This is a genomic window from Xanthomonas sp. WHRI 10204 (assembly GCF_040202875.1).
Classification (GTDB): domain Bacteria; phylum Pseudomonadota; class Gammaproteobacteria; order Xanthomonadales; family Xanthomonadaceae; genus Xanthomonas.
Genome location: NZ_JBEGDW010000002.1, coordinates 35,436 through 57,046, shown reverse-complemented (window position 1 = coordinate 57,046; position 21,611 = coordinate 35,436). Strand labels below are relative to the sequence as shown.

The 21,611-nt window shown below is 65.1% G+C and carries 17 protein-coding genes and 1 tRNA gene; 12 read left to right on the top strand and 6 right to left on the bottom strand.

Annotated elements, in window-relative coordinates; all coding sequences use genetic code 11:
* Positions 1 to 18 precede the first annotated feature (18 nt).
* Complete coding sequence (folE2, locus tag ABQZ00_RS10970) at positions 19 to 942, top strand: GTP cyclohydrolase FolE2 (RefSeq protein ID WP_323538320.1); 924 nt, start codon at positions 19 to 21, stop codon at positions 940 to 942.
* A 441-nt stretch (positions 943 to 1,383) separates the two neighbouring features.
* On the opposite strand, the gene ABQZ00_RS10965 is transcribed toward folE2, so the two are convergent.
* Positions 1,384 to 1,458: transfer RNA gene (locus ABQZ00_RS10965), tRNA-Glu, on the bottom strand.
* A gap of 49 nt (positions 1,459 to 1,507) precedes the next feature.
* On the opposite strand from ABQZ00_RS10965, the gene pcnB reads away from it, so the two are divergent.
* The 8 genes from pcnB (at position 1,508) to ABQZ00_RS10925 (ending at position 8,390) form a co-directional block, all read left to right on the top strand.
* Complete coding sequence (gene pcnB, locus ABQZ00_RS10960) at positions 1,508 to 2,875, top strand: polynucleotide adenylyltransferase PcnB (protein ID WP_115511921.1); 1,368 nt, start codon at positions 1,508 to 1,510, stop codon at positions 2,873 to 2,875.
* 3 nt (positions 2,876 to 2,878) lie between these two features.
* Positions 2,879 to 3,364 carry a 2-amino-4-hydroxy-6-hydroxymethyldihydropteridine diphosphokinase gene (gene folK / locus ABQZ00_RS10955; protein WP_323538321.1) on the top strand — a complete coding sequence of 162 codons (486 nt, stop codon included), beginning with the start codon at positions 2,879 to 2,881 and terminating at the stop codon, positions 3,362 to 3,364.
* A gap of 35 nt (positions 3,365 to 3,399) precedes the next feature.
* Entirely contained in the window at positions 3,400 to 4,215 is an 816-nt protein-coding gene (gene panB / locus ABQZ00_RS10950; protein WP_115527635.1) for a 3-methyl-2-oxobutanoate hydroxymethyltransferase, read from the top strand.
* Positions 4,212 to 5,054 carry a pantoate--beta-alanine ligase gene (gene panC, locus ABQZ00_RS10945; protein ID WP_323538322.1) on the top strand — a complete coding sequence of 281 codons (843 nt, stop codon included), beginning with the start codon at positions 4,212 to 4,214 and terminating at the stop codon, positions 5,052 to 5,054. Before panB ends, panC begins: the two co-directional genes overlap by 4 nt.
* 190 nt (positions 5,055 to 5,244) lie before the next feature.
* Complete coding sequence (panD, locus tag ABQZ00_RS10940) at positions 5,245 to 5,625, top strand: aspartate 1-decarboxylase (protein WP_055854797.1); 381 nt, start codon at positions 5,245 to 5,247, stop codon at positions 5,623 to 5,625.
* The gene (gene pgi, locus ABQZ00_RS10935) at positions 5,622 to 7,136 is read left to right on the top strand and encodes a glucose-6-phosphate isomerase (RefSeq protein WP_115561880.1); all 1,515 of its coding nucleotides are present in this window, start codon (positions 5,622 to 5,624) and stop codon (positions 7,134 to 7,136) included. The genes panD and pgi overlap by 4 nt, the downstream gene beginning before the upstream one ends.
* A gap of 279 nt (positions 7,137 to 7,415) precedes the next feature.
* Positions 7,416 to 7,760, top strand: coding sequence for a type II toxin-antitoxin system prevent-host-death family antitoxin (locus ABQZ00_RS10930; RefSeq protein ID WP_323538323.1), 345 nt, complete (start codon positions 7,416 to 7,418; stop codon positions 7,758 to 7,760).
* Between the two features lie 3 nt (positions 7,761 to 7,763).
* Entirely contained in the window at positions 7,764 to 8,390 is a 627-nt protein-coding gene (locus ABQZ00_RS10925) for an ATPase (RefSeq protein ID WP_323538324.1), read from the top strand.
* A 740-nt stretch (positions 8,391 to 9,130) separates the two neighbouring features.
* Here the strand turns inward: ABQZ00_RS10925 and ABQZ00_RS10920 are convergent.
* Together ABQZ00_RS10920 and ABQZ00_RS10915 are read right to left on the bottom strand one after the other, a co-directional pair.
* A complete protein-coding gene (locus ABQZ00_RS10920) occupies positions 9,131 to 9,355 on the bottom strand; it encodes a hypothetical protein (RefSeq protein WP_323538325.1) in 225 nt (74 codons plus the stop codon).
* 75 nt (positions 9,356 to 9,430) lie between these two features.
* Positions 9,431 to 11,386, bottom strand: coding sequence for a PhoX family protein (locus ABQZ00_RS10915; RefSeq protein ID WP_323538326.1), 1,956 nt, complete (start codon positions 11,384 to 11,386; stop codon positions 9,431 to 9,433).
* Between the two features lie 435 nt (positions 11,387 to 11,821).
* Between ABQZ00_RS10915 and ABQZ00_RS10910 the strand changes: the two genes are divergently transcribed.
* Together ABQZ00_RS10910 and ABQZ00_RS10905 are read left to right on the top strand one after the other, a co-directional pair.
* Positions 11,822 to 14,434, top strand: coding sequence for a glycoside hydrolase family 3 protein (locus ABQZ00_RS10910; RefSeq protein ID WP_323538327.1), 2,613 nt, complete (start codon positions 11,822 to 11,824; stop codon positions 14,432 to 14,434).
* A 259-nt stretch (positions 14,435 to 14,693) separates the two neighbouring features.
* Complete coding sequence (locus ABQZ00_RS10905; RefSeq protein WP_055854870.1) at positions 14,694 to 16,256, top strand: sodium/sugar symporter; 1,563 nt, start codon at positions 14,694 to 14,696, stop codon at positions 16,254 to 16,256.
* Between the two features lie 205 nt (positions 16,257 to 16,461).
* Here the strand turns inward: ABQZ00_RS10905 and ABQZ00_RS10900 are convergent, their stop codons facing one another.
* Positions 16,462 to 18,276, bottom strand: a complete 1,815-nt coding sequence (locus ABQZ00_RS10900) for a putative bifunctional diguanylate cyclase/phosphodiesterase (RefSeq protein ID WP_503064273.1) — start codon at positions 18,274 to 18,276, stop codon at positions 16,462 to 16,464.
* Between the two features lie 465 nt (positions 18,277 to 18,741).
* On the opposite strand from ABQZ00_RS10900, the gene ABQZ00_RS10895 reads away from it, so the two are divergent.
* On the top strand, positions 18,742 to 19,734 hold the full coding sequence (locus ABQZ00_RS10895) for a glycoside hydrolase family 5 protein (RefSeq protein WP_323538329.1): 993 nt from the start codon (positions 18,742 to 18,744) through the stop codon (positions 19,732 to 19,734).
* A gap of 53 nt (positions 19,735 to 19,787) precedes the next feature.
* Here the strand turns inward: ABQZ00_RS10895 and ABQZ00_RS10890 are convergent, their stop codons facing one another.
* Together ABQZ00_RS10890 and ABQZ00_RS10885 are read right to left on the bottom strand one after the other, a co-directional pair.
* The gene (locus ABQZ00_RS10890; RefSeq protein ID WP_055854817.1) at positions 19,788 to 20,354 is read right to left on the bottom strand and encodes a response regulator transcription factor; all 567 of its coding nucleotides are present in this window, start codon (positions 20,352 to 20,354) and stop codon (positions 19,788 to 19,790) included.
* Positions 20,351 to 21,577 carry an ATP-binding protein gene (locus ABQZ00_RS10885; protein WP_115511910.1) on the bottom strand — a complete coding sequence of 409 codons (1,227 nt, stop codon included), beginning with the start codon at positions 21,575 to 21,577 and terminating at the stop codon, positions 20,351 to 20,353. Before ABQZ00_RS10885 ends, ABQZ00_RS10890 begins: the two co-directional genes overlap by 4 nt.
* Between the last annotated feature and the right edge of the window lie 34 nt (positions 21,578 to 21,611).

The window sequence follows — 21,611 nt, the reverse complement described above, 5'->3', positions numbered from 1 at the left end:
ATCATCAACGAGTTCCCGATGTCCGCCACGCTTCCCGATGTTGCCGTTACCGAACCGCCCGCGTTGAGCGCACCACTGCGCTGGGTGGGCATGCACGATATTGCCATCCCCGTACGCCTGGATGAGGCGGAGCCCAGCGGTACCGTCGCGGCTCGCGCCAGCGTGCAGGTCGATCTGCCGCGCCCCGAGATCAAGGGCATCCATATGTCGCGGCTGTATCGCCTCTTGGACCGGTATCTGGAGCAGCCGGTCTCCCCAGCGATGTTGTCGCAGTTGTTGCAGGCCTTGATCGACAGCCATGCCGACTGCGGCAGCCGGGCGGCGCGGGTGACGCTGTCGTTCGAGGTGATGCTGCGCACGCCGGCTTTGCTCAGCGAAGGCCTGGCCGGCTGGCGCGCGTACCCGGTGCGCATCGATGCGCAGTGCAGGGCAGGGCGCAGCCAGGTCCAGCTGCAGATCGACGTGCTGTATGCCTCGACCTGCCCGTGTTCGGCGGCACTGTCGCGGCAGTTGTTGAGCGAGGCATTTGTGCAGCAGCACGCCGGTCGCGCTGCGGTGCCGTTGGACGACATTGCGCAGTGGCTGCAGGTGCACGGCTCATATGCCACACCGCACAGTCAGCGCAGCCTGGCACGGGTGCGCGTGGATCTGTTGGCCTGCCTGCAGCGGCTGGATATCCGTGCATTGATCGGCGTCTGCGAACAGGCATTGGCGACGCCGGTGCAGGCGGCGGTGCGGCGGATCGACGAGCAGGCATTTGCACGTTTGAACGGCGCCAACCTGATGTACGTGGAAGATGCCGCGCGGCGTTTGCGCATGGCGTTGGCCGAGCGCTACACGTCCTTCGACGTGGCAGTGCGCCACCTGGAAAGTTTGCATGCCCATGACGCCGTTGCCGAAACCGGCAGCGATGAAGATCGCACATCCCCGTTTGCCAGTTGAGGAGAAGCCATGCACTGCAAATATCCAAGGCGTGTCGCGCGGATGGCGCGCAAGTACGGCATGTCGGCTATCGCGATGGGGCAGGGGCGATACAACATGCGCTGCGCGCCAGGGATCGATCTGTCTGTGCTGCTGGCACTCATCGTGTTGCTGTGATCGACAAGCCTGTCGATCACGCCGCGCACGCGGGGCAGTGCAGCAGATCGCTCGGCAGGGTGCGATCTCGATTGCTTCCAGGTCGGCCAATGGTGTGGCGCTCAACCGGACTCGGCCAGATGACTCGATTGGCCTAAGAGTGCTGTGACGGGGACTGCCGAACGTCACGGCCTGTGCGGTCTCGCTGCCCGCCGCTGCAGCGGCACCGCCCATTAAAAACACATGCGCCACAATGCAAAAACCCCGCAATGCGGGGCTTCGGCGTGGTCTGCAGCAGGACGAACGTGGTGCTCCCTAGGGGACTCGAACCCCTGTTTTAGCCTTGAGAGGGCCACGTCCTAACCATTAGACGAAGGGAGCGTTTTTGTCGCGTCTTGTGCAGCGCGCTAGTATAGTGAGGTAATAGCCGTTGGGCAATCCTGCAACACAAGACGGAAGCGCCATCATCGAACCCTCAGTTACATCCCCGTTCACGCTGCGCGTCATCCCACGCGATCAGCACACCATTTCGCGTAAGGACATCAGCCCCAACGCGCTGCGCGTGCTGTATCGCCTGCGCGAGTCCGGCTTTGGCGCCTACCTGGTCGGTGGCGCAGTCCGCGACCTGCTGGTCGGTGGCCACCCCAAGGATTTCGACGTTGCGACCAGCGCCACGCCGGAAGAAGTCAAGGCGCTGTTCCGCAATTGCCGGTTGATCGGCCGTCGCTTTCGTCTGGCGCACGTGGTGTTCGGCCGCGAGATCATCGAAGTGGCCACGTTCCGCGCCAACATCGACGATGGCAGCGGCGACCGCGAGCTGGATAACGGCCGCCTGGTGCGCGACAACGTCTACGGCAGCATCGAAGACGACGCGATCCGCCGCGACTTCACCTGCAACGCCTTGTACTACGCGATCGAAGATTTTTCGGTGCGCGATTACTGCGGCGGCTTCGAAGACGTGCAGGCACGTCTGATGAAGTTGATCGGCGACCCGGAGCTGCGTTACCAGGAAGATCCGGTGCGTATGCTGCGTGCAGTGCGCCTGGCGGCCAAGTTGAACTTCGAGATCGAAGCCGGCAGTGCCGAACCGATCCCGCGTCTGGCCGGGCTGTTGTCCGAAGCTGCGCCGGCACGCCTGTTCGAAGAAATTCTCAAGCTGTTCCTGTCCGGGCACGGCGTGGCCAGTTTCGAAGGCCTGGAGCGTTACGGCCTGCTCGGCGCGTTGTTCCCCGAGAGTGCGGCGGCGCTCAAATCCAACCGTAGCGGCGCGTTGCGCGCGATGGTGCTGGAAGGTTTGCGCAATACCGATGCGCGCGTGGCCAACGACGAGCCGGTGTCGCCGGCCTTCCTGTTCGCGTTGCTGCTGTGGCCGGCGTTCTGCCGCACCTTGATGGGGCTGCAGGCGCAGGGCGTGCAGCCGGAAGATGCGCAGCGGCGCGCCGCCGACCGGGTCACCTTGCACCAGCTTGAGCGGGTGGCGTTGCCGCGCCGCTTCTCGCTGCCGATGCAGGAAATCTGGTTGCTGCAGACGCGCTTCTCGTCGCGTCAACGCAAGCGCGTGTTCCGTACCTTGTCGCATCCGCGCTTCCGCGCGGCGTTCGATTTTCTGGTGTTGCGTCAGTTCGCGTCGGCCGATCATGCGGCCGATGTGGAGTTCTGGCGCGAGGCGCAAAAGTCGTCCGGCCAGGAGCTGGTCGATGCGATCGAATCGGCGCAGGCCGATCACGATGGCGACGAGGGTGCACCGCGCAAGCGTCGCCGCCGTCGTCGTCGCACCGGCGCGTCGGCAGGCGAGTAAGGCATGCATGTCGCCTTTGTCGGCCTGGGTGCCAACCTGGGCCCGGCCGAGGCCAGCGTGCGTGCAGCCATCGCTGCGCTCGGCGCGCTGCCGCAGTCCACGCTGATTGCGGCTTCGCGCCTGTACCGCACGCCGGCCTGGGGCCACGAAGACCAGCCCGATTTCATCAATGCCGTGGCGCAGCTGCGCACCGAGCTGGCGCCGCTGCCGCTGCTGGAGGGCTTGCTCGGCATCGAGCAGTCGTTCGGCCGTGAGCGCCGCGCCGGCGAGCGCTGGGGCCCGCGCACGCTGGATCTGGACCTGCTGCTCTACGCTGATCAAGTGATCGATCTGCCGCAGCTGCAGGTGCCGCACCCGCATCTGCACGCACGCGGCTTCGCACTGCTGCCGTTGTCCGAGCTGGCACCGGAGGCCATCATTCCAGGTCATGGAACAGTGCGGCACGCATTGCAGGCGATCGATGTCTGCGGGCTGGAGCCGATTGGGTAGATAATGGCCGGCTTATCACCCCACGTAATGACTTCATGAGCAGCCACGCCGACAGCAAGCCCTGGACCGTGCCCGCCTTGGCGCAGGCCAAGCGCGAGGGTCGAAAACTGGTGATGTTGACCGCCTACGACGCCGGGTTTGCGCGCAGCTTCGACGCCAATGGCGTGGACCTGATCCTGGTCGGCGACTCGCTCGGCATGGTGGTGCAGGGGCACGATTCCACCTTGCCGGTCACCACCGCCGACATGGTCTACCACACCGCTGCGGTCGCGCGCGTGCTGGAGCGGGCCTTGCTGGTGGCCGATCTGTCGTTTCAGGCTGATGCCACGCCCGAGCGTGCGCTCGATGCCGCCACCCAGCTGCTGCAAGCCGGTGCGGAGATGGTCAAGATCGAAGGCGCTGGGCACAAGCTCGACGTCATCCGTTACCTGGTGGAGCGCGAGATCCCGGTGTGTTCGCACCTGGGGCTCACCCCGCAATCGGTGCTGCGGTTTGGCGGCTACAAGGTGCAGGGCCGCGGTGAAGCCGGCGAGCAATTGCGCCGCGATGCGCAGGCGGTGGTCGATGCAGGAGCCAGCCTGGTGGTGCTGGAGTGCGTGCCCACGCCGATCGCCGCGCAGATCAGCGCCGACCTCAGCGTGCCCACCATCGGCATCGGTGCCGGCCCGGGCTGCGATGGCCAGGTGCTGGTGATGCACGACATGCTGGGTCTGGACAGCGGCCATCGCCGGCCGAAGTTCGTCAAGGATTTCCTGGCCGAAGGCGGCTCGGTGGCCGGCGCGGTGCGTGCCTATGCGCAGGCTGTGCGCGATGGCAGCTTCCCCGATGCAGAGCACGCGTACGCCGCATGATCCAGACCATTACCGATCTTTTCACCTTGCGCGCCCTGGTCACCGGCTGGAAGCGCGAGGGCCTGCGCGTGGCGCTGGTGCCGACCATGGGCAACCTGCACGCCGGGCATTATTCGCTGGTGATGCTGGCGCGCCAGTATGCCGACCGCGTGGTGTCGAGCGTGTTCGTCAACCCGACCCAGTTCGGGCCGAATGAAGACTTCGCCCGTTACCCGCGCACGCCCGAAGCCGACCTACGTGGGTTGGAAGACGCCGGTTGCGATGCGCTGTGGCTGCCGGACGTGGACACCATGTATCCGCTCGGCACTGCGTTGGCCACGCCGGTCCACGCACCGGGCGTCAGCGATGTGCTGGAAGGCGTGTGCCGGCCGGGGCATTTCGATGGCGTATGCACGGTGGTGGCGCGTCTGTTCAACCAGGTGCAGCCGGATGTAGCCGCATTCGGCAAGAAGGACTACCAACAGCTGGCGGTGATCCGGCAGATGGCGGCAGACCTCGCATTTCCGATCGAGATCCTGGGCGGCAGCATCGTGCGTGAAGCCGACGGCCTGGCGATGAGCTCGCGTAACCAGTATCTGTCGGCCGAGGATCGGCCCGTGTCGGCACAGATCCGCAAGGTGCTGCTGCAGATGCGCGACAGGTACACCGCCGGCACGCCACGCGCGCAGGTTGAAGAAAGCGCCGTGCAGGCGCTGGAACAGGCCGGTTTCCAGGTCGATTACGCGGTGGTGCGCCTGCCCGATCTGAACGAGCCGGACGACAGCAATGCCGGTGCTCGTGTGGCCTTGGTCGCCGCGCGTCTGGGCGCGACGCGGCTGATCGACAACCTGGAATTCTGAGACTGCCCGGATCGCCGCGTGCTGCCGCGCTGAGCGGTGGCGGCACGCGCGCGATCCAGGGCCAAAGGTCAGGGCCAAAGGTCTTGTCTCACCGCCGCCTGAAGCCCTCACCAGCGGCCGCGCGGCACCCGGGTGAGCGCGGGCGCTTTCCGCTAAAATGCCATCTTTCCTTTCGTTGTTGCCTGCGTCCATGCACCTGTCCTTGCTCAAAGCCAAGATCCACCGCGCCACCGTCACTCACTCCGAGCTCAATTACGAAGGCTCGATCGCCATCGACGGCCTGCTGCTGGAAGCGACCGGCATCCGCGAATTCGAACAGGTCCACATCTGGGACGTCACCAACGGTGCGCGCTTCAGCACCTACGCCATCCGTGCCGAAGAAGGCAGCGGCATCCTGTCGCTCAACGGCGGTGCTGCGCGTCATGTGCAAGTGGGCGATCTGATCATCGTGGCTGCGTTCGCCAGCATGAGCGAAGACGAAGCCAAGACCTTCAAGCCCAATCTGGTATATGTGGACGCGCACAACGCAATCTCCCACACCAACCACAGCATCCCCACGCAGGCCGCATGACACAGACCAACGGATTCGACGCGCTTCACGCCCACGCCCAGCGCCTGCGCGGCGCTGCCATCCCCGCATTGCTTGCCGCCGAGCCGGAACGGCCGACGCAGTACGCCAGGCAAGTCGGTCCGTTGTATTTCAATTTCGCGCGCCAGAAGTACGACCGCGCCGCGTTGGATGCACTGTTTGCTATCGCGCGCGAGCGCGATCTGGCCGGTGCATTCCAGCGCCTGTTTCGTGGCGAGCAGGTCAATGTCACCGAACAGCGCGCTGCATTGCACACCGCGTTGCGTGGCGATCTGACCGACGCGCCGGTGGCCTCTGAGGCTTATGCCACCGCTGCAGAAGTGCGCCAGCGCATGGGTGCGTTGATCGAGCAACTCGAAGCCACCGACGTCACCGATATCGTCAGTGTCGGCATTGGTGGGTCGGACCTGGGCCCGCGTCTGGTCGCCGATGCATTGCGTCCGGTGACCGGTGCGCGCTTCCGCGTGCATTTCGTGTCCAACGTCGATGGCGCCGCCATGCAGCGCACGCTGGCCACGCTGGATCCGGCACGCACCGCCGGCATCCTGATTTCCAAGACCTTCGGCACTCAGGAAACCCTGCTCAACGGCGGCATCCTGCATGCCTGGTTGGGCGGCAGCGAGCGCCTGTTTGCAGTGAGCGCCAACCCCGAGCGTGCGGCCAAGGCCTTCGACATCGCACCGAGCCGCGTGCTGCCGATGTGGGATTGGGTCGGCGGGCGCTATTCGTTGTGGTCGGCGGTCGGTTTCCCGATTGCGCTGGCGATCGGCTTCGAACGTTTCGAACAGCTGCTCGAAGGCGCCGCGCAGTTCGACGCGCATGCGCTCAACACGCCGCTGGAAGAAAACGTCGCGGTACTGCACGGCCTGACTGCGGTGTGGAACCGCAACCTGCTCGGCAGCGCCACGCATGCGGTGATGACCTACGACCAGCGCCTGGCCTTGCTGCCGGCGTATCTGCAACAGCTGGTGATGGAGAGCCTGGGCAAGCGGGTCAAGCTCGATGGCTCGGCGGTCGACAGCGACACCGTGGCGGTGTGGTGGGGCGGTGCGGGTACCGATGTGCAGCACAGCTTTTTCCAGGCGCTGCATCAGGGCACCAGCGTGGTGCCGGCCGATTTCATCGGCACTGTGCACAACGACGACCCGTATGCCGAGAACCACGTGGCCCTGATGGCCAATGTGTTGGCGCAGACCGAGGCGTTGGCCAATGGTCAGGACAGCAGCGACCCGCACCGTAGCTATCCGGGAGGCCGTCCGAGCACGGTAATCCTGCTCGATGCGCTCACTCCGCAGGCGCTGGGCGCATTGATCTCGATGTACGAGCACAGCGTCTACGTGCAATCGGTGATGTGGGGCATCAACGCGTTCGACCAGTTCGGTGTGGAGCTGGGCAAGCAGCTGGCCAGCCAGCTGTTGCCGGCATTGAAGGGCGAGTCGGCTGACGTCGCCGACCCGGTGACGCGCGAGCTGCTGAGCAAGTTGCGCGGCTGAGCGGCCGCACAGTTGTAGCGTCAAGCGGGGCCTACGGGCCCCGTTTCAGTTTGGGCGGCTAACAAGACGACGGCGCTCGCCGCCAGGCGGGCGCGGCCGGTTCTGGGTGCTCGTCTGTCTTAGTGCTGAGTGCGCCGTTTGCACCCACCTGATGATTGCCCACTACGGCTTTTAACCGCTCTCGTGTAGGCTTTGGCATGGAATAGTCCAAAATGGACAAATTTCCCAAAATGGGTATTTTGGCGTAGCCTGGGGTCACTCACTTCGCAGGACCGCCCCATGTCCCGTCATCAGGACTTGCCCGAGCTCGAAAAAGCGCCAGCGGCCGACATCAAGATCAAGGGCTGGCCCAGCCTGATGCGCAAGGTGCGCACCCACGGCGCGGTGGTTATCACCAATCACAATCACCCCGAAGCGGTGGTGGTGGATGCGGAGGAATACCGGCATCTGGTGCGGCAGGCCAGCGCGCTTGCCGATGCGGCCACGCGTGCGCAGTCGCTGCAGGCCTTGCAGGTCAGATTCGACGCGCATCTTGCCGCGGTCGCCGATGGTGCGGTGCTGGGACCGGTGATCGCCAAGCCCGCAGGCCGTGGCCGCAAGATTCCCTTGGGTCCGTCGCTCTGATCGATGGGACATATTCTGGTACTGGCCGGCGTCAACGGCGCCGGCAAGAGTTCGCTGCTGGGCACCTTGCTGCAGGAAGACGGCGCCACCTGGTTCAACCCGGATGCCTTCACCCGGCAACTGGTGGAGCAGGGCTGGCTGCTGGAAGATGCCAATGCCCAGGCTTGGCAGGAAGGCGTGCGACGATTGCGCCAGGCAATGGCCGACGGCAGCGATTACGCCTTCGAAACCACGTTGGGCGCGACCACCATCCCGCGCTTGCTGCGCGAGGCCTGCGAACGGCACACAGTGGCAGTCTGGTTCTGTGGCTTGTCGACGGTGGAGTTGCATATCGAACGCGTTGCGGCGCGGGTTGCCGGCGGCGGTCATGCGATCGCCGAGCACAAGATCCGCGAGCGCTTCGATGCCTCGCGCGCCAATCTGATCGCCTTGCTGCCGCACCTGTCGGTGCTGCACGTCTACGACAACAGCGCCGCTGCCGATGCATCGGGGCAGGCCGAGCCGCTGCTGGTACTGGAACTGGATCGGGCCGGTCTGCATTACCCGCAGACGCCCGCAGAGCTGGCACAGGTACCGGAATGGGCCAAGCCCATCGTGATGGCAGCACTGGAAACGCGCCGAGTGTCTTGAAGCGTGCATCCGGTCCTGCGAGTGGTTCTTGAAGCGTGCACTCGGTCCAGCGAGCGGTGATGGCGCCGCGCGCCCGACTCACTCAGCTTCTGACTGTATCCAAACGCCTCTACGACTCAAATCCTTTGCTGCTTTTGCATCTTGTGTCTGGATGGAATTAGATATTTCGGATAGATCACATGCAGAGCGAATGATTTACAGCGTGGCTGCAGGGCCCTTGCCCGCCCACCCTCGCGGGACACGCCGTGAATCCGTCCCTGGAGGCTCTTACGCGGCATCCATGCCGCGTAAGGTCCCGCGACGGTGGGCGGGCAAGGACCAGTCGGGAATGTCGGTCCGCATGGTGCAAGCAATGCGCGATGTATGTTGTTTGGATAACCGTGGTTTCGGTTAGCTTTCCAACACAAGCCGAGCCACCAATAACCTTTCAAAGAAGCAACCGACTAACGTTCTGGTGCGGTGTCCTCACCGCTTGCGGGACCGTGTGGCGGCATGGATGCCGCCACCGAGCCTCCACGGACGGATTCACGGCGTGTCCCGCGAGCGGTGAGGGCACCGTGCCCTCGACTCACTCAGCTTTTGACTGTATCTAGACGCCTCTACCACTTGGATCCGTGGCTGCTTTTTCATCTTGTGTCTGGATGGAATGAGACAGTCGGATGGATCAAAAAACAGAGCGAATGATCTGCAGCGTGCAACACCACTGCATTCAGTACTAGGCGAGTGCTCGCTACGTTGTGTCAGTCGCTCAACATCTGTGCCGCAGGCAGACCGCGATTGCACAGACGGGCGCCGATCTCCGAGCCTCGGCAGGCATCGGTGTTGCAGAACAAACGCGTTGCCGAATTGCAGAAATGCAGCTTGCCGAATTGCAAAAATGCAGATGGATTGGATTCGACGTCTTGCGTTGTTTGCATGAGATAGCCGTACACCAGCGCGCCCTCGCGCAAGCGTCCGTCGTCCATCGCCCAGTTGAAACGACAGAAAGACGGTGCCGCTCGCAGCGCTTTGCCAGCACTGCGAGCGACTGCAACCTGCGCTTACGCCTTGCTCAATTGCACTGCCACCGGGTCGCCGGTGAGATACCCCACTGCAGCGCCAAAGCGGTCCTTGTAATTGGCGCACACCAGCGGGTCCAGGGTGGCCTTGACGGTGTCGTGCAGCGGGGTTTCCCAATCGCCGGGGTGCTGGAAGTTGCTCATCACGTAGGTCCAACCGTGGATCTGGTCGACCGCATGCAGACCGGTGGATTCGGCGCCTGCCGGCACCGACAGCACGCGTGTCAGTGCGCCGCTGTCCACGTTGTAGGCCCACAGGAAGTTATTGACGTGCAGGCTGCTGTCTTCGCCGATGAACAAGGTGCGCAGCGCTTCGGAAAACTTGAGATTGTCCGGGTTGGCCAGGCGTTCCGAGTCGGCGAGATTGCCCAGCGCGTCGGCGCTGGCCAGGTCATGGCCGGTGAGCGCGGCCGGGGCGGCCATGTCGATCGGTACCCAGTCGCTGTGGATCGTCGCACCGTGGCTGTCGCGCTGCCCGCCGCGTAGATTCAATGCGTACACCGCGCCGGATTCCGGGCCTTGCACTTTCACGTCGCCCGAGCCGTTGAGCATGCTGGTGACGATGTAGGACATCGCCATGTAGGCGACCTTGTCCTTTGCATTGACGGTGGTGCCTTCGAGCTTGGTAAAGCCCAGACTGCCGCCGGCCAATGCCGCGTAGCGGTGGGTTTCCAGATACGTGGCTGCCTTTTCCATGCCGGGCTTGATGCGGATCCAGTTGAAGGTGCCGTTGAACGGGATCTTGGTGAAGCTGGCATCGCCCGGGTCGCTCAGGTGCACATCGAGAATGTCGTCGGCGGTAAGGCGGTCGGCCATTGCCTGGATCTCGGCGCTGGTGGCGTGGCCCAACTTGATCCAGCTCAGCGTGGCCGCACCCGGGCCGATGCCCGAGGTCTGGTGCCACTTGCCGACATACAAGGTGCCAGCCGACAGGTCGGCCTTGCGGTCGGCGATGAACATGAAAAGCCCGCCATTGGTGGCGTCGTCGCCCATCAGCACGGTGCGTTGGTCTGGCATTACCTGCACCAGTTCGTGCGAGATGCGGCCCAGGCAGTAGTGCTTGCGCACGCTCCCGGTGCCATCCGGGTGCACGGTGATCTCCGGCAGGTGGCCGTAGTGATACGGGTTGGCCTTGGTCGGGTCGCCGTAGAGATGCGTGCTGTAGCTGCGGAACTGGGTATTGCTGGCCAGCGCGGTGGCGTCGGGTTCGTACTCTTCGCTGGACAGGTGGGTATTCCACGGCGACAGGCTGGCGCCGCAGGTGGTCCATAGCCCGTGCACCGGGGCGGTGTCGACGTTGTGGTACTTCACCAGCGACAGCTTGCCGGTGGCTGGGTCCTGGTCCAGCGTCAGCACCGCGATCGGCGCGGGTAGATGGCGATTGGTGTCGTTGCCGGCCTGGTCGCGGGTGGTGTATTCGAACTGCACCACCGCAAACACGTGATTGCCCTTGACTCCGGTCACCTTGGCATTGGGCAGGGTCAGCAGCGACGAGCCGTCCGGGCAGTCGGAAAAGAACGGGCGCTCGGCGCCGGGTTTGGAACGGTCGATGATGGGGCGATGCTGGATGTCGTAATAGCCGCCGGCCAGCACGGTGCCGCCCTTGCCGTCGGGCACTTGATCGCCGGTGACGAAGAACGGGTGGTAGGCCAATGCGTAGCGCTGGGTGCTGCCGTCGCTGCGGGCCACGGTCAGCGCCGAACCCACCGTGGTGGTGGCCATCGCGGCCGGGTTGGCCAGGCTGGGCGCAGGCATGCCATGGAAGGTGGCCGAGACCAGATGGGTGGGGTTTTCCGATGGCCGCAACCCACGCGCGGCCATGGCGGCACCGCCAAGTTGCTGGAGCGCGGCGGCGCTGGCGCTGCCGAGCGGCAACAGGGGAACGGCCGCCAGCAGTTGCATGAGGCGGCGACGGGAGGGGTCAGGGGAGGCAGACATCGGAACTCCAGGCAAAGACAACGATCAACGATGGCCGGTGGCGCATCGGCAAGCGGGTCACGCTAGGCCCGGGATATGACAGTTGTTTGACGGCGAGCTCACCCGTTGGCGTCGGTTCGGATGCCGCGCGCAAAGCGGGTGCGGCCAGTCCGCTGCGAGGTGCGGCGCCTGCGCAGTGCGGCCCGCGCCCGGTGGTGCGATGCAGCAAAGTACGAGATGGGCCAAGGCCAAGCGGCGCGCCGGATTTGGCGATTTTCCGTGGTTTGACAGGTGCTGTCGGTATTCCAAGGCTATAGCCCCGGCCAATAAGTTGGCCGTCATTCGGCATACGGGCGAGCGTGGTTGACAGGGTAGGGGAATCACGCAAGCGTACGCCGCCTAATGGCCTGCGGCGCAACGCATCGCCGTGGGAGAACCACCCTGGAGACCCGGATCTTGGACATGCTGCTTCGCCGTACCACCGCGCCCGTCGCGCGCCGCGCCCTCTCTCTGGCTACCGTTGCGGCGGTGCTGATGCTGGCTGCCTGCCAAGGCAAGGACTCCACCGCCGAGGCCAGCAAGACCGCGCCGGCCGCAGTGCCTGCCGAAGCGTCTACCACCATCCATCCGGACCAGTGGCCGTCGCCGAAGTGGCCGTTTGCGCAGGATGCGGCGCTGGAGCAGCGCGTCACCGACGTGATGGCCAAGATGAGCGTGGAAGAGAAGGTCGCCCAGACCATCCAGGGCGACATCGCCAGCCTGACCCCGGACGATGTGCGCAAGTATCGCCTCGGCTCGGTGCTGGCCGGCGGCAACTCCGATCCCGGCGGCAAGTACAACGCCAGCCCGGCCGAGTGGCTGAAGCTGGCCGACGCCTTTTATGAGGCGTCGATGGACACCTCCAAGGGCGGCAACGCGATTCCGATCATCTTCGGGATCGATGCGGTGCACGGCCAGAGCAACATCGTCGGCGCCACGCTGTTCCCGCACAACATCGGCTTAGGGGCAACGCGCAATCCGGAACTGATCAAGAAGATCGGCGAAGTCACCGCTGCCGAAACCCGCGTCACCGGCATGGAGTGGACCTTCGCGCCCACCGTCGCGGTACCGCAGGACGACCGCTGGGGCCGCAGTTACGAAGGCTATTCTGAGTCGCCGGATGTGGTGGCCAGCTTCGCCGGCAAGATGGTCGAAGGCGTGCAGGGCATTCCGGGCACTCCGCAGTTTCTGGACGGCAGCCACGTGATTTCGTCGGTGAAGCACTTCGTCGGCGACGGCGGCACCACCGACGGCAAGGATCAGGGCGACACCAAGGTGTCCGAAGCCACCATGCGCGACATCCACGCCGCCGGTTATCCGCCGGCGATTGCGGCCGGCGCGCAGACGGTGATGGCCTCGTTCAACAGCTTCAACGGCGAAAAGATGCACGGCAACAAGGTCATGCTGACCGACGTGCTGAAGGGCCGCATGAACTTCGGTGGCTTCGTGGTTGGCGACTGGAACGGCCAGGGCCAGGTCAAGGGCTGCACCAACGACAACTGCCCGGCCTCGTTCATTGCCGGTGTCGACATGGCGATGGCTGCCGACAGCTGGAAGGGCATCTACGACACCGAACTGGCGGCAGTGAAGTCCGGCCAGATTTCGGCCGAGCGCCTGGACGATGCGGTGCGCCGCATCCTGCGCGTCAAACTGCGCCTGGGCCTGTTCGAAGCCGGCAAGCCGTCCAAGCGCCCGCTCGGCGGCAAGTACGAATTGCTGGGCGCGCCGGAACATCGCGCCATCGCCCGTCAGGCGGTGCGCGAGTCGCTGGTGCTGCTGAAGAACCAGGCCGGCATCCTGCCGCTGGATCCGAAGAAGCGCGTGCTGGTGGTCGGCGATGGCGCCAACGACATGGGCAAGCAGTCCGGTGGTTGGACGCTGAACTGGCAGGGCACCGGCACCAAGCGCAGCGACTACCCCAACGGCAACACCATCTGGGAAGGTCTGGACAAGCAGATCAAGGCCGCCGGCGGCACTGCCGAGCTGGCCGTGGATGGCGCCTACAAGACCAAGCCGGATGTGGCGGTGGTGGTGTTCGGCGAAAACCCATACGCCGAATTCCAGGGCGACATCGCCACGTTGCTGTACAAGCCGGGCGACGACAGCGAGCTGGCCTTGCTGAAGAAGTTCAAGGCCGACGGCATTCCGGTGGTGGCGGTGTTCCTGAGCGGCCGTCCGCTGTGGATGAACCAGTACATCAACGTGGCCGATGCGTTCGTCGCTGCGTGGCTGCCGGGTTCGGAAGGCGAAGGCCTGGCTGACGTGCTGCTGCGAAAGGCCGATGGCACGGTGCAGAACGACTTCAAGGGCAAGCTGAGCTTCTCCTGGCCCAAGACCGCAGTGCAGTTCGCCAACAACGTGGGCCAGAAGGATTACGACCCGCAGTTCAAGTTCGGTTTCGGCCTGACCTACGCCGACAAGGGCGACCTGGCCGCACTGCCGGAAGACTCCGGCGTGTCCGGCGAGCAGTCGGTGGGCGGGGTGTACTTCGTGCGCGGCAAGCCGGCGCTCGGCATTGCGATGCAGCTGTCCAACGCGGGCCAGGCCAACATGCCGGCGACCACGCTGCCGGTGGGCCTGTCCGACGGCAGCCTGAAGATGAGCGCGGTCGACCACAAGGCGCAGGAAGACGCGCGGCGTTTGGTGTGGTCCGGTGCCAAGGCTGCCAGCGTGCTGCTGGTGTCCGGCAAGCCGGTGGATGTCTCGCGTGAGAGCAACGGCGATGTGCAGCTGCAGCTGACCATGCGCCGCGACAGCGCAGTGACCGCGCCGGTGTGGCTGGGCGTGGGCTGCGGCGACAAGTGCGGCGGTCGCGTCGATGCGCAGAAGACCCTGGCCGCACTGCCGCAAGGCCAGTGGAAGGTGGTCGGAATCCCGCTCAAGTGCTTTGCCAAGGCAGGTGCCGACGTCACCAAACTGACCCAGGTCGCCAGCATCGAAAGCGGTGCGGCACTGGATCTGGCGGTGTCGAAGATCGCGCTGGGCGCGCTCAACGAAGCCGACGTCGCGGTGGACTGCGCGGTCAAGTAATCCCCATGCCCGGAGGCACGCTTCCGGGCACGGTGCAGGTCAAGCGAAACAGGTGCGTCGCCGTTTCCGGCGACGTCTCAAAGCGGCCACCGATCGCGGTGGTGCCATCAGCCGCCGCGGGGGCGGTGTTGTCGATCGGCCGGGATGGCCTGCAGACGCGGTTCGCCGCGCTGCCATTGCGCACCTGGTGCGCTGCGGCGGCATTCTGCAGCCCTGCCTGATCGTCGGCGCATACCCCAGAGCCAGACAGGAGAGTGCAGTGGGTTTGGCGACGTTGGATATCGTGATTGTGCTGGTCTACCTGACCGGCATCTTCGTGCTCGCGCAGTGGGTGTCGCGCGAGAAGGCAGGCCACAGCAAGAGCGCCGAGGATTACTTCCTGGCCAGCAAGTCATTGCCGTGGTGGGCGATCGGCGCTTCGCTGATTGCCGCAAATATTTCTGCCGAACAGATCATCGGCATGGCCGGCTCCGGCTATGCGATCGGCTTGGCGATTGCGTCCTACGAATGGATGGCGGCGTTGACGCTGCTGATCGTCGGCAAGTTCTTCCTGCCGATCTTCCTGCGCAACGGCATCTACACCATGCCGCAGTTCCTGGAGCAGCGTTACGGCAAGTGGATACGCACGCTGATGGCGGTGTTCTGGCTGCTGCTGTACGTGTTCGTCAATCTCACCTCGATCCTGTGGCTGGGGTCGATCGCCGTCAGCCAGGTCACCGGCATGGACCAGACCCTGGCGCTGACGCTGATCGGCGTGTTTGCGCTGGTCTACCAGCTGTATGGCGGGCTGAAGGCGGTTGCCCTGACCGATATCGTGCAGGTCACCCTGCTGGTGCTGGGCGGGCTGCTGGTGGCCGGGCTGACGCTGGCGCGGATCGGCGATGGCGCCGGCGTGCTGGCTGGCTTCAAGCAGTTGTGGGCCGCGCACCCCGAGCACTTCCACATGATCCTGACCAAGGACAACCCGTTCTACAAGGATCTGCCGGGCCTGAGCGTGCTGCTCGGCGGGCTGTGGGTGATGAACATCAGCTACTGGGGCTTCAACCAGTACATCATCCAGCGCGCGCTGGCCGCCAAGAACATCGGCGAAGCGCAGAAGGGCATGGTGTTTGCGGCGTTTTTGAAGCTGTTGATGCCGCTGGTGATCGTGGTGCCGGGCATTGCCGCGGTGGTGCTGGCGCCGGATCTGGCCAAGCCCGATCAGGCCTATCCGACCATGATGCAGTTGCTGCCGACCGGCATCCTGGGTCTGGTGTTTGCGGCGTTGGTCGCGGCGATCGTGGCGTCGCTGGCATCGAAGATCAATTCGGTGGCAACCATCTTCACCCTGGATTTCTACGCCAAGTTCCGCCCGCAGACCGAGCAGAAGCAACTGGTACGCGTGGGCCGGATCGTGGCTGCAGTGTCGGTGCTGATCGGCATCCTCACCGCGCGTCCATTGCTGGGCAACTTCGATCAGGGCTTTCAGTTCATCCAGGAATTCACCGGCTTCTTTACGCCGGGCGTGGTGGTGATCTTCATGCTCGGCCTGTTCTGGAAGCGCGCCAACGAAGCCGGCGCGTTGACCGCAGCGATCGGCTCGGTGGTGCTGTCGTTCGCGCTGAAATTCGCCTGGCCGGAACTGCCGTTTATGGACCGCATCGGCGTGGTGTTCCTGGCCGCACTGGTGCTGGCGGTGGTGGTGTCGCTGATGACCGCACCCACCCAGGCACGTGACCTGATCCGTACCGACGATGTGGCCTACGGCACCACGCTGGGTTTCAAGATCGGCGCAGCTGGCGTGATCGCGATCCTGATCGTGCTGTACACGGTGTTCTGGTAAGTCAGGAAGTTGTTTGGAGTTGCCGACGCATCGTCTGTCGGCTGCTGCATGGCTGAAAAACAACGCGGCGCGACACTTCGGTGTCGCGCCGCGTTGCGTTATAGCGTTGGTCGCTGGCGTGGCAACCAGTGACAGTCACGTTGCTTGCAGGGCGAGCGGCTGCGTAGCGGCAGCGCGCGATGGCGCAGGCATCGGGTGCGCTTGCTTAGACCCGCGCCGCAGCCAGGCTTGCTGCAAGCAACGTTGCCGGCGCGTTGAATTGCGCGTGCCACGGCGTCTGCAGCCAGGTTTCCAGGGCGGCGGCCGACATCGGCTTGGCGATCCAGTAACCCTGGCCTTCGTCGCAGCCCCAGGCGCGCAACTGCGCATACGCCTCGGCCGACTCGATGCCTTCGGCCACCACGCGCTGGCCCAGGCTGTGGCCGAGCTGGATCATCGCCGGCACCAAGGTGCGGTCGGTGCGGTTGTCCGGCAGCGAGCGGATGAAGGATTGATCGATCTTCAGCGAGCTGGCCGGCAGCTGCTTGAGATAGCTGAAATTGCTGTAGCCGGTGCCGAAATCGTCGATGGCGATGTGTACGCCCAACGCGGCCACATCGGCCAGCTGTTCGGCCAGATGATCGGGGTGGCGGATCATCGCGCTTTCGGTGAATTCTATTTCCAGCCGGCGCGGGTCGAGCTTGTGACGTTCCAGCCCGCGTCGCAGCATGCCGGCAAAGCCGGGACGGTCCAGATCGGCCGCCGACACATTCAAGGCCAGGTTGAAGTCCAGGCCCTGCTGCTGCCAGCGCGCGGCCTGGGCGATGCCGTTATCGATGACCCAGGCGGTGATGCGGTTGATCAGCGCGGTCTTTTCGGCCATCGGTATGAAGTCCGATGGCATCACCGGGCCGATCATCGGGTGCTGCCAGCGCAGCAGCGCTTCCACCGCCACACAGCGGTGATCGTTCAAGTCCACGCGCGGCTGGTAGTGCAGGCGCAGCTGGCTGGCGCTGTCCAGCGCGGCGGGCAGGGCGGCAAGCAGGCGAAAGGTGTTGCGCTGTGCCACATCGTGCTTGCGCTCGTACATGCTCCACGCCAAGCAGCGTTCGCGCGACACGTCCACCGCAGTGGTCAGCGAGCGGATGGTGTCGGCCGCGCCGTAGCTGGTCTGCAGCGACACCGCACCGATCGAGGCTACCGCGGTATGCGGGATGCCCTGGTGATCCAGCGGCTCGGCAAACGCCTTGGACACCTTGTTGCACAGGCTGGACAGGCGTTGGGTTTCGGCCTGGGTGAGGAAGCCGAAGGTGGTCGGGTCCAGCCGGTACAGCACCGTGGTGGCAGGCAGATACGCGGCCAGGCGACGCTGCGCCAGCGCGACATACCCGTCGGCGTAGTCCCAGCCCAGCGCCTTGACCATGTCGCGGAAATAGTCGCTGCCGCAGATGTCCACCGCCACCGCAGTAGTCGTCGATGCGGTATCGCGCTGCAACAGCCAGGCATCCAGATCTTCGCCAAAGCGCGAACGATTCGGCAGCCCGGTCGACCCGTCGCGATAGGTGGTGCTGCGTAGGTTTTCCACCCGCAGCACGGCCAGATCACGCAAGTCCTGCAGATGCGTCAAGGCGTCCGCATCCAGACCTTCGCGCGGGCTGGTGCCGATCACGCACAGGGTGCCGATGCGGTGACCGTCGCGCAGCCGCAACGGCGCGCCTGCGTAGAAGCGGATGAAGGGCGGGCCCAGCACCAGCGGGTTGTCGCAGAAACGCGGATCCAGCTGCGCATCCGGTACCACCATTACCTCGTCCGAGCGGATCGCATGCGCGCAAAACGCCTGGTCGCGCGGAGTTTCCGGTGCATCCAGACCGACACGCGCCTTGAACCACTGGCGATGTTCGTCCACCAGCGACACCAGTGCGATCTCCGCGCCCAGGCTGCGCGCCGCCATCGCGGCAATGGTTTCGAACATCGGGTCCGGCGGCGAATCCAGCAGGCACAGGCCGCGTAGAACGGCCAGACGGGTGGCTTCGTCGGACATGGAGGTCGCTTCAGTATCGGAGGTAGGCAGGGATTGCATGTGGCTCTATCGGCCTCGGCCGTATCCACTTGACGTGACCGTGCTGGCTTATTCAGCTGCCAGCAGCGCAATGGCATGTTGCAACGCGGCGGATGGAGCACGCGCGCTGTTGCTGCTGCTCACGCGGCAGATCCGGTTTTCGCGCTGCAGCACGCGAGTGCGCACTGCCGCGTGTCACCTGTGCGTTGCGCTGTCAGGCTTGGCGCGTCGTCATGCCGACACCGCAACGCGCTTGAACACACGGAAGTTAACGTTACCAGCGGGCTGGTGCCTGGTCTGCGCGCTCGGTCTGCATCCCGCAATTTTTTCGGATCTGTGAACCAGCCGCAGATCGCGCCCGCCGGCCACCGGCACGGTTGGGCGCACGTGGGCCGGGCATGCGAGTGCGTGTCGGCGCGCCCGCGCTACCCACTCCTGGAGCCGATCATGAAGATCTTTAATCGTCTGGCGCAGCGCCTGGTGCTGCTGGTCGCCGGTCTTGCGCTGGCCTCGGCTGCGCACGCCGGCCTGTCCGTGTCCGGTACACAGTTGCGAGAGACCAACGGCAACACGCTGGTCTTGCGTGGCATCAACCTGCCGCATGCCTGGTTTGCCGATCGCACCGATGCGGCGCTGGCGCAGATTGCTGCCACCGGTGCCAACAGCGTGCGCGTGGTGCTCAGCAGCGGCCACCGCTGGAACCGCACGCCGGAGGCGGAGGTGGCGCGCATCATCGCGCGCTGCAAGGCACTGGGCCTGATCGCCGTCCTGGAAGTGCACGACACCACCGGCTACGGCGAAGACGGCGCGGCAGGCACCCTGGCCGATGCCGCCAACTACTGGACCAGCGTGCGTGGCGCGCTGGTGGGGCAGGAGAACTACGTCATCCTCAATATCGGCAACGAACCGTTCGGCAACCGCCTCAGTGCCAGCGAATGGGTCACCAGCCATGCGCGTGCGATCGCCACGCTGCGCAATGCCGGCCTCACCCACGCGTTGATGGTGGATGCCCCCAACTGGGGCCAGGACTGGCAGTTCTACATGCGCGACAACGCTGCGGCGTTGCTGGCGCTCGATAGCCGCCGCAATCTGGTCTTCAGCGTGCACATGTACGAAGTGTTCGCCAACGATGCGACCGTGGACAGCTATCTGCGTGCGTTTCGCAGCAATGGACTGGCCTTGGTGGTCGGTGAATTCGGCGCCGACCATCGCGGCGCGCAGGTCGATGAAGCGGCGATCATGCGCCGTGCGCGTGAGTACAACGTCGGCTACATGGGTTGGTCGTGGTCGGGCAACGACAGCAGCACACAATCGCTGGATATCGTGCTGGGCTGGGACCCGACGCGGCTCAGTAGCTGGGGGCGCACGCTGATTCAAGGCCCCGACGGCATCCGTGCAACGTCGCGCAGGGCCAGCGTGTTCGGAGCAAGGCAGCGCTGACTCACTGGTCGCGGCGACCGTGTGCGCTTTGCCCGGGCGGCATCAGCGCCCGGTCAGCGTAATGGTCCCGGGCTGGGCCGCTTGGTCAGCTTGCGCTGCAGCGAGCGCCGATGCATGCCCAGCAAGCGTGCGGCAGCGGAGACGTTGCCGCCGGTTTCGTGCAGCGCCTGCTGGATGTGTTCCCACTGCAGGCGGCTGAGCGGAGTCATCATTTCCTGCGCGGTTTCTTCTTCGTTCGGCTCGGGCAGGTCGTCGTCTTCTTCGCCCAGCGCCCGCATGATGGTGGGGATATTGGCCGGCTTGGGCAGGTAGTCGTCGGCGCCGAGTTTGATCGCTTCCACTGCAGTGGCGATGCTGGCGTAGCCGGTCACCAGCAGGATGCGCATGTCGGCGCGGATCTCGCGCAGCGGCTGGATCAGGCTCAGGCCGGAATCGTGGCCGAGCTTGAGATCGACCAGCGCGAAATCCGGCAACGCGCTGCGCGCGATCGATAGCGCGCTTGCCGCGTCGGTGGCGGTCAGGGTTTCCACGCCGCGTCGCGCCAGGCTGCGTTGCAAGGTGCGCAGGTACAAGGTGTCGTCGTCGATCAACAGACCGGTGCGGATCGGAGTGCTTGTCATGCCAAAGCCTCGTGTTCGGAAAGCGGCAGGCGGAAACCGACGCGGGCGCCGCTGCCTTCGGCGGGCAGCATCCACAACTCGCCCTGCAAACGCTCGACGGTGGCGTGCGACAGCGCCAGACCGACACCCATGCCGTCGTGCTTGCCGCTGTTGAACAAGGTACCCGGCAACATGGCTTGCGCGGTGTCGAAGCCGGGCCCGTAATCGCGGACTTCGCCACTGAGATGGTCGTGTTCCACCCGCAAGGTCAGATCGATCTGCGGGCGTCCTGCGCGTTCGCCGGCATCGGCGGCGTTGTTGAGCAGCACCATCAGCAGATGGCTGACGCCGGGCTGCAGCATCAGCCGCATCGGTGCGTCGTCGTTGCGACGCAGTTCGATGGTAGGGCGCACCAGCCGCCATTGCTCCAGCACATCCTTGACTGCCACTTCGCGGCTCAAATGGCCGTTGTCGGCCGGCGCGGCCAGCGCCAATACGCGCTCGTGGCATTGCACCAACAGCTCGCGCAAGGTGTCCAGATCTTCGCGCAGTTCGTTCTGATCGCACTGGTCGGCAATGTCGTCCACCAGCAGGGTCATCGTGGCCAGCGGCGTGTTGAGTTCGTGCGCCACCGACGCCGCATGCGTGGCCAGCGCGACGATCCCTTCGTTGCGTGCGAAGCGCTCGCGCAGGGTGGAGATTTCGCGCTCGCGTTCGCGCATCGACAACGCCAGCCGGGTGGCGAAGGCCAGCACCACCACCGTGGACAGCAGGAAGTTGGCCGCCATGCCCCACATGTGCAAGCTGAGCGGGTCGAAGCTGCCGTACGGCAGCGGCAGGCCGAACGCGGCGCTGATCACATAGCCGGCCACGCACGACGCCGCCACGGCCATCGCCCAGCTCAGCGGCAAGGCCAGCGCCGCCAGCGCGATCAGCACCAGGAACAATGAGCCGAACGGGTTGGCGATGCCGCCGCTCCAGCCGACCATCCAGGTCAGCACCGTCACATCGACCAGGATGTGGCCGAACTCGGTGGCCGGGCTCACCGCGCCGCGATGCGCTACGCGCAGCTGCGCATACAGGTTGAACACCGCCAGCGCGGCAACGCCGGCCCACAGCGGTTGTTGCGGCAGGTGCAAGCCCATCAGGCCGGAGGCGACCAGGATGGTGGCGGCCTGGCCGGCGGTGGCGAGCCAGCGCAGGCTGCACAGGGTCCGCAGGAAGGAAGCGTCGGAGCTGTTCATCTGGGCAATGCTATGCGCTCAGGGACGTGATGGC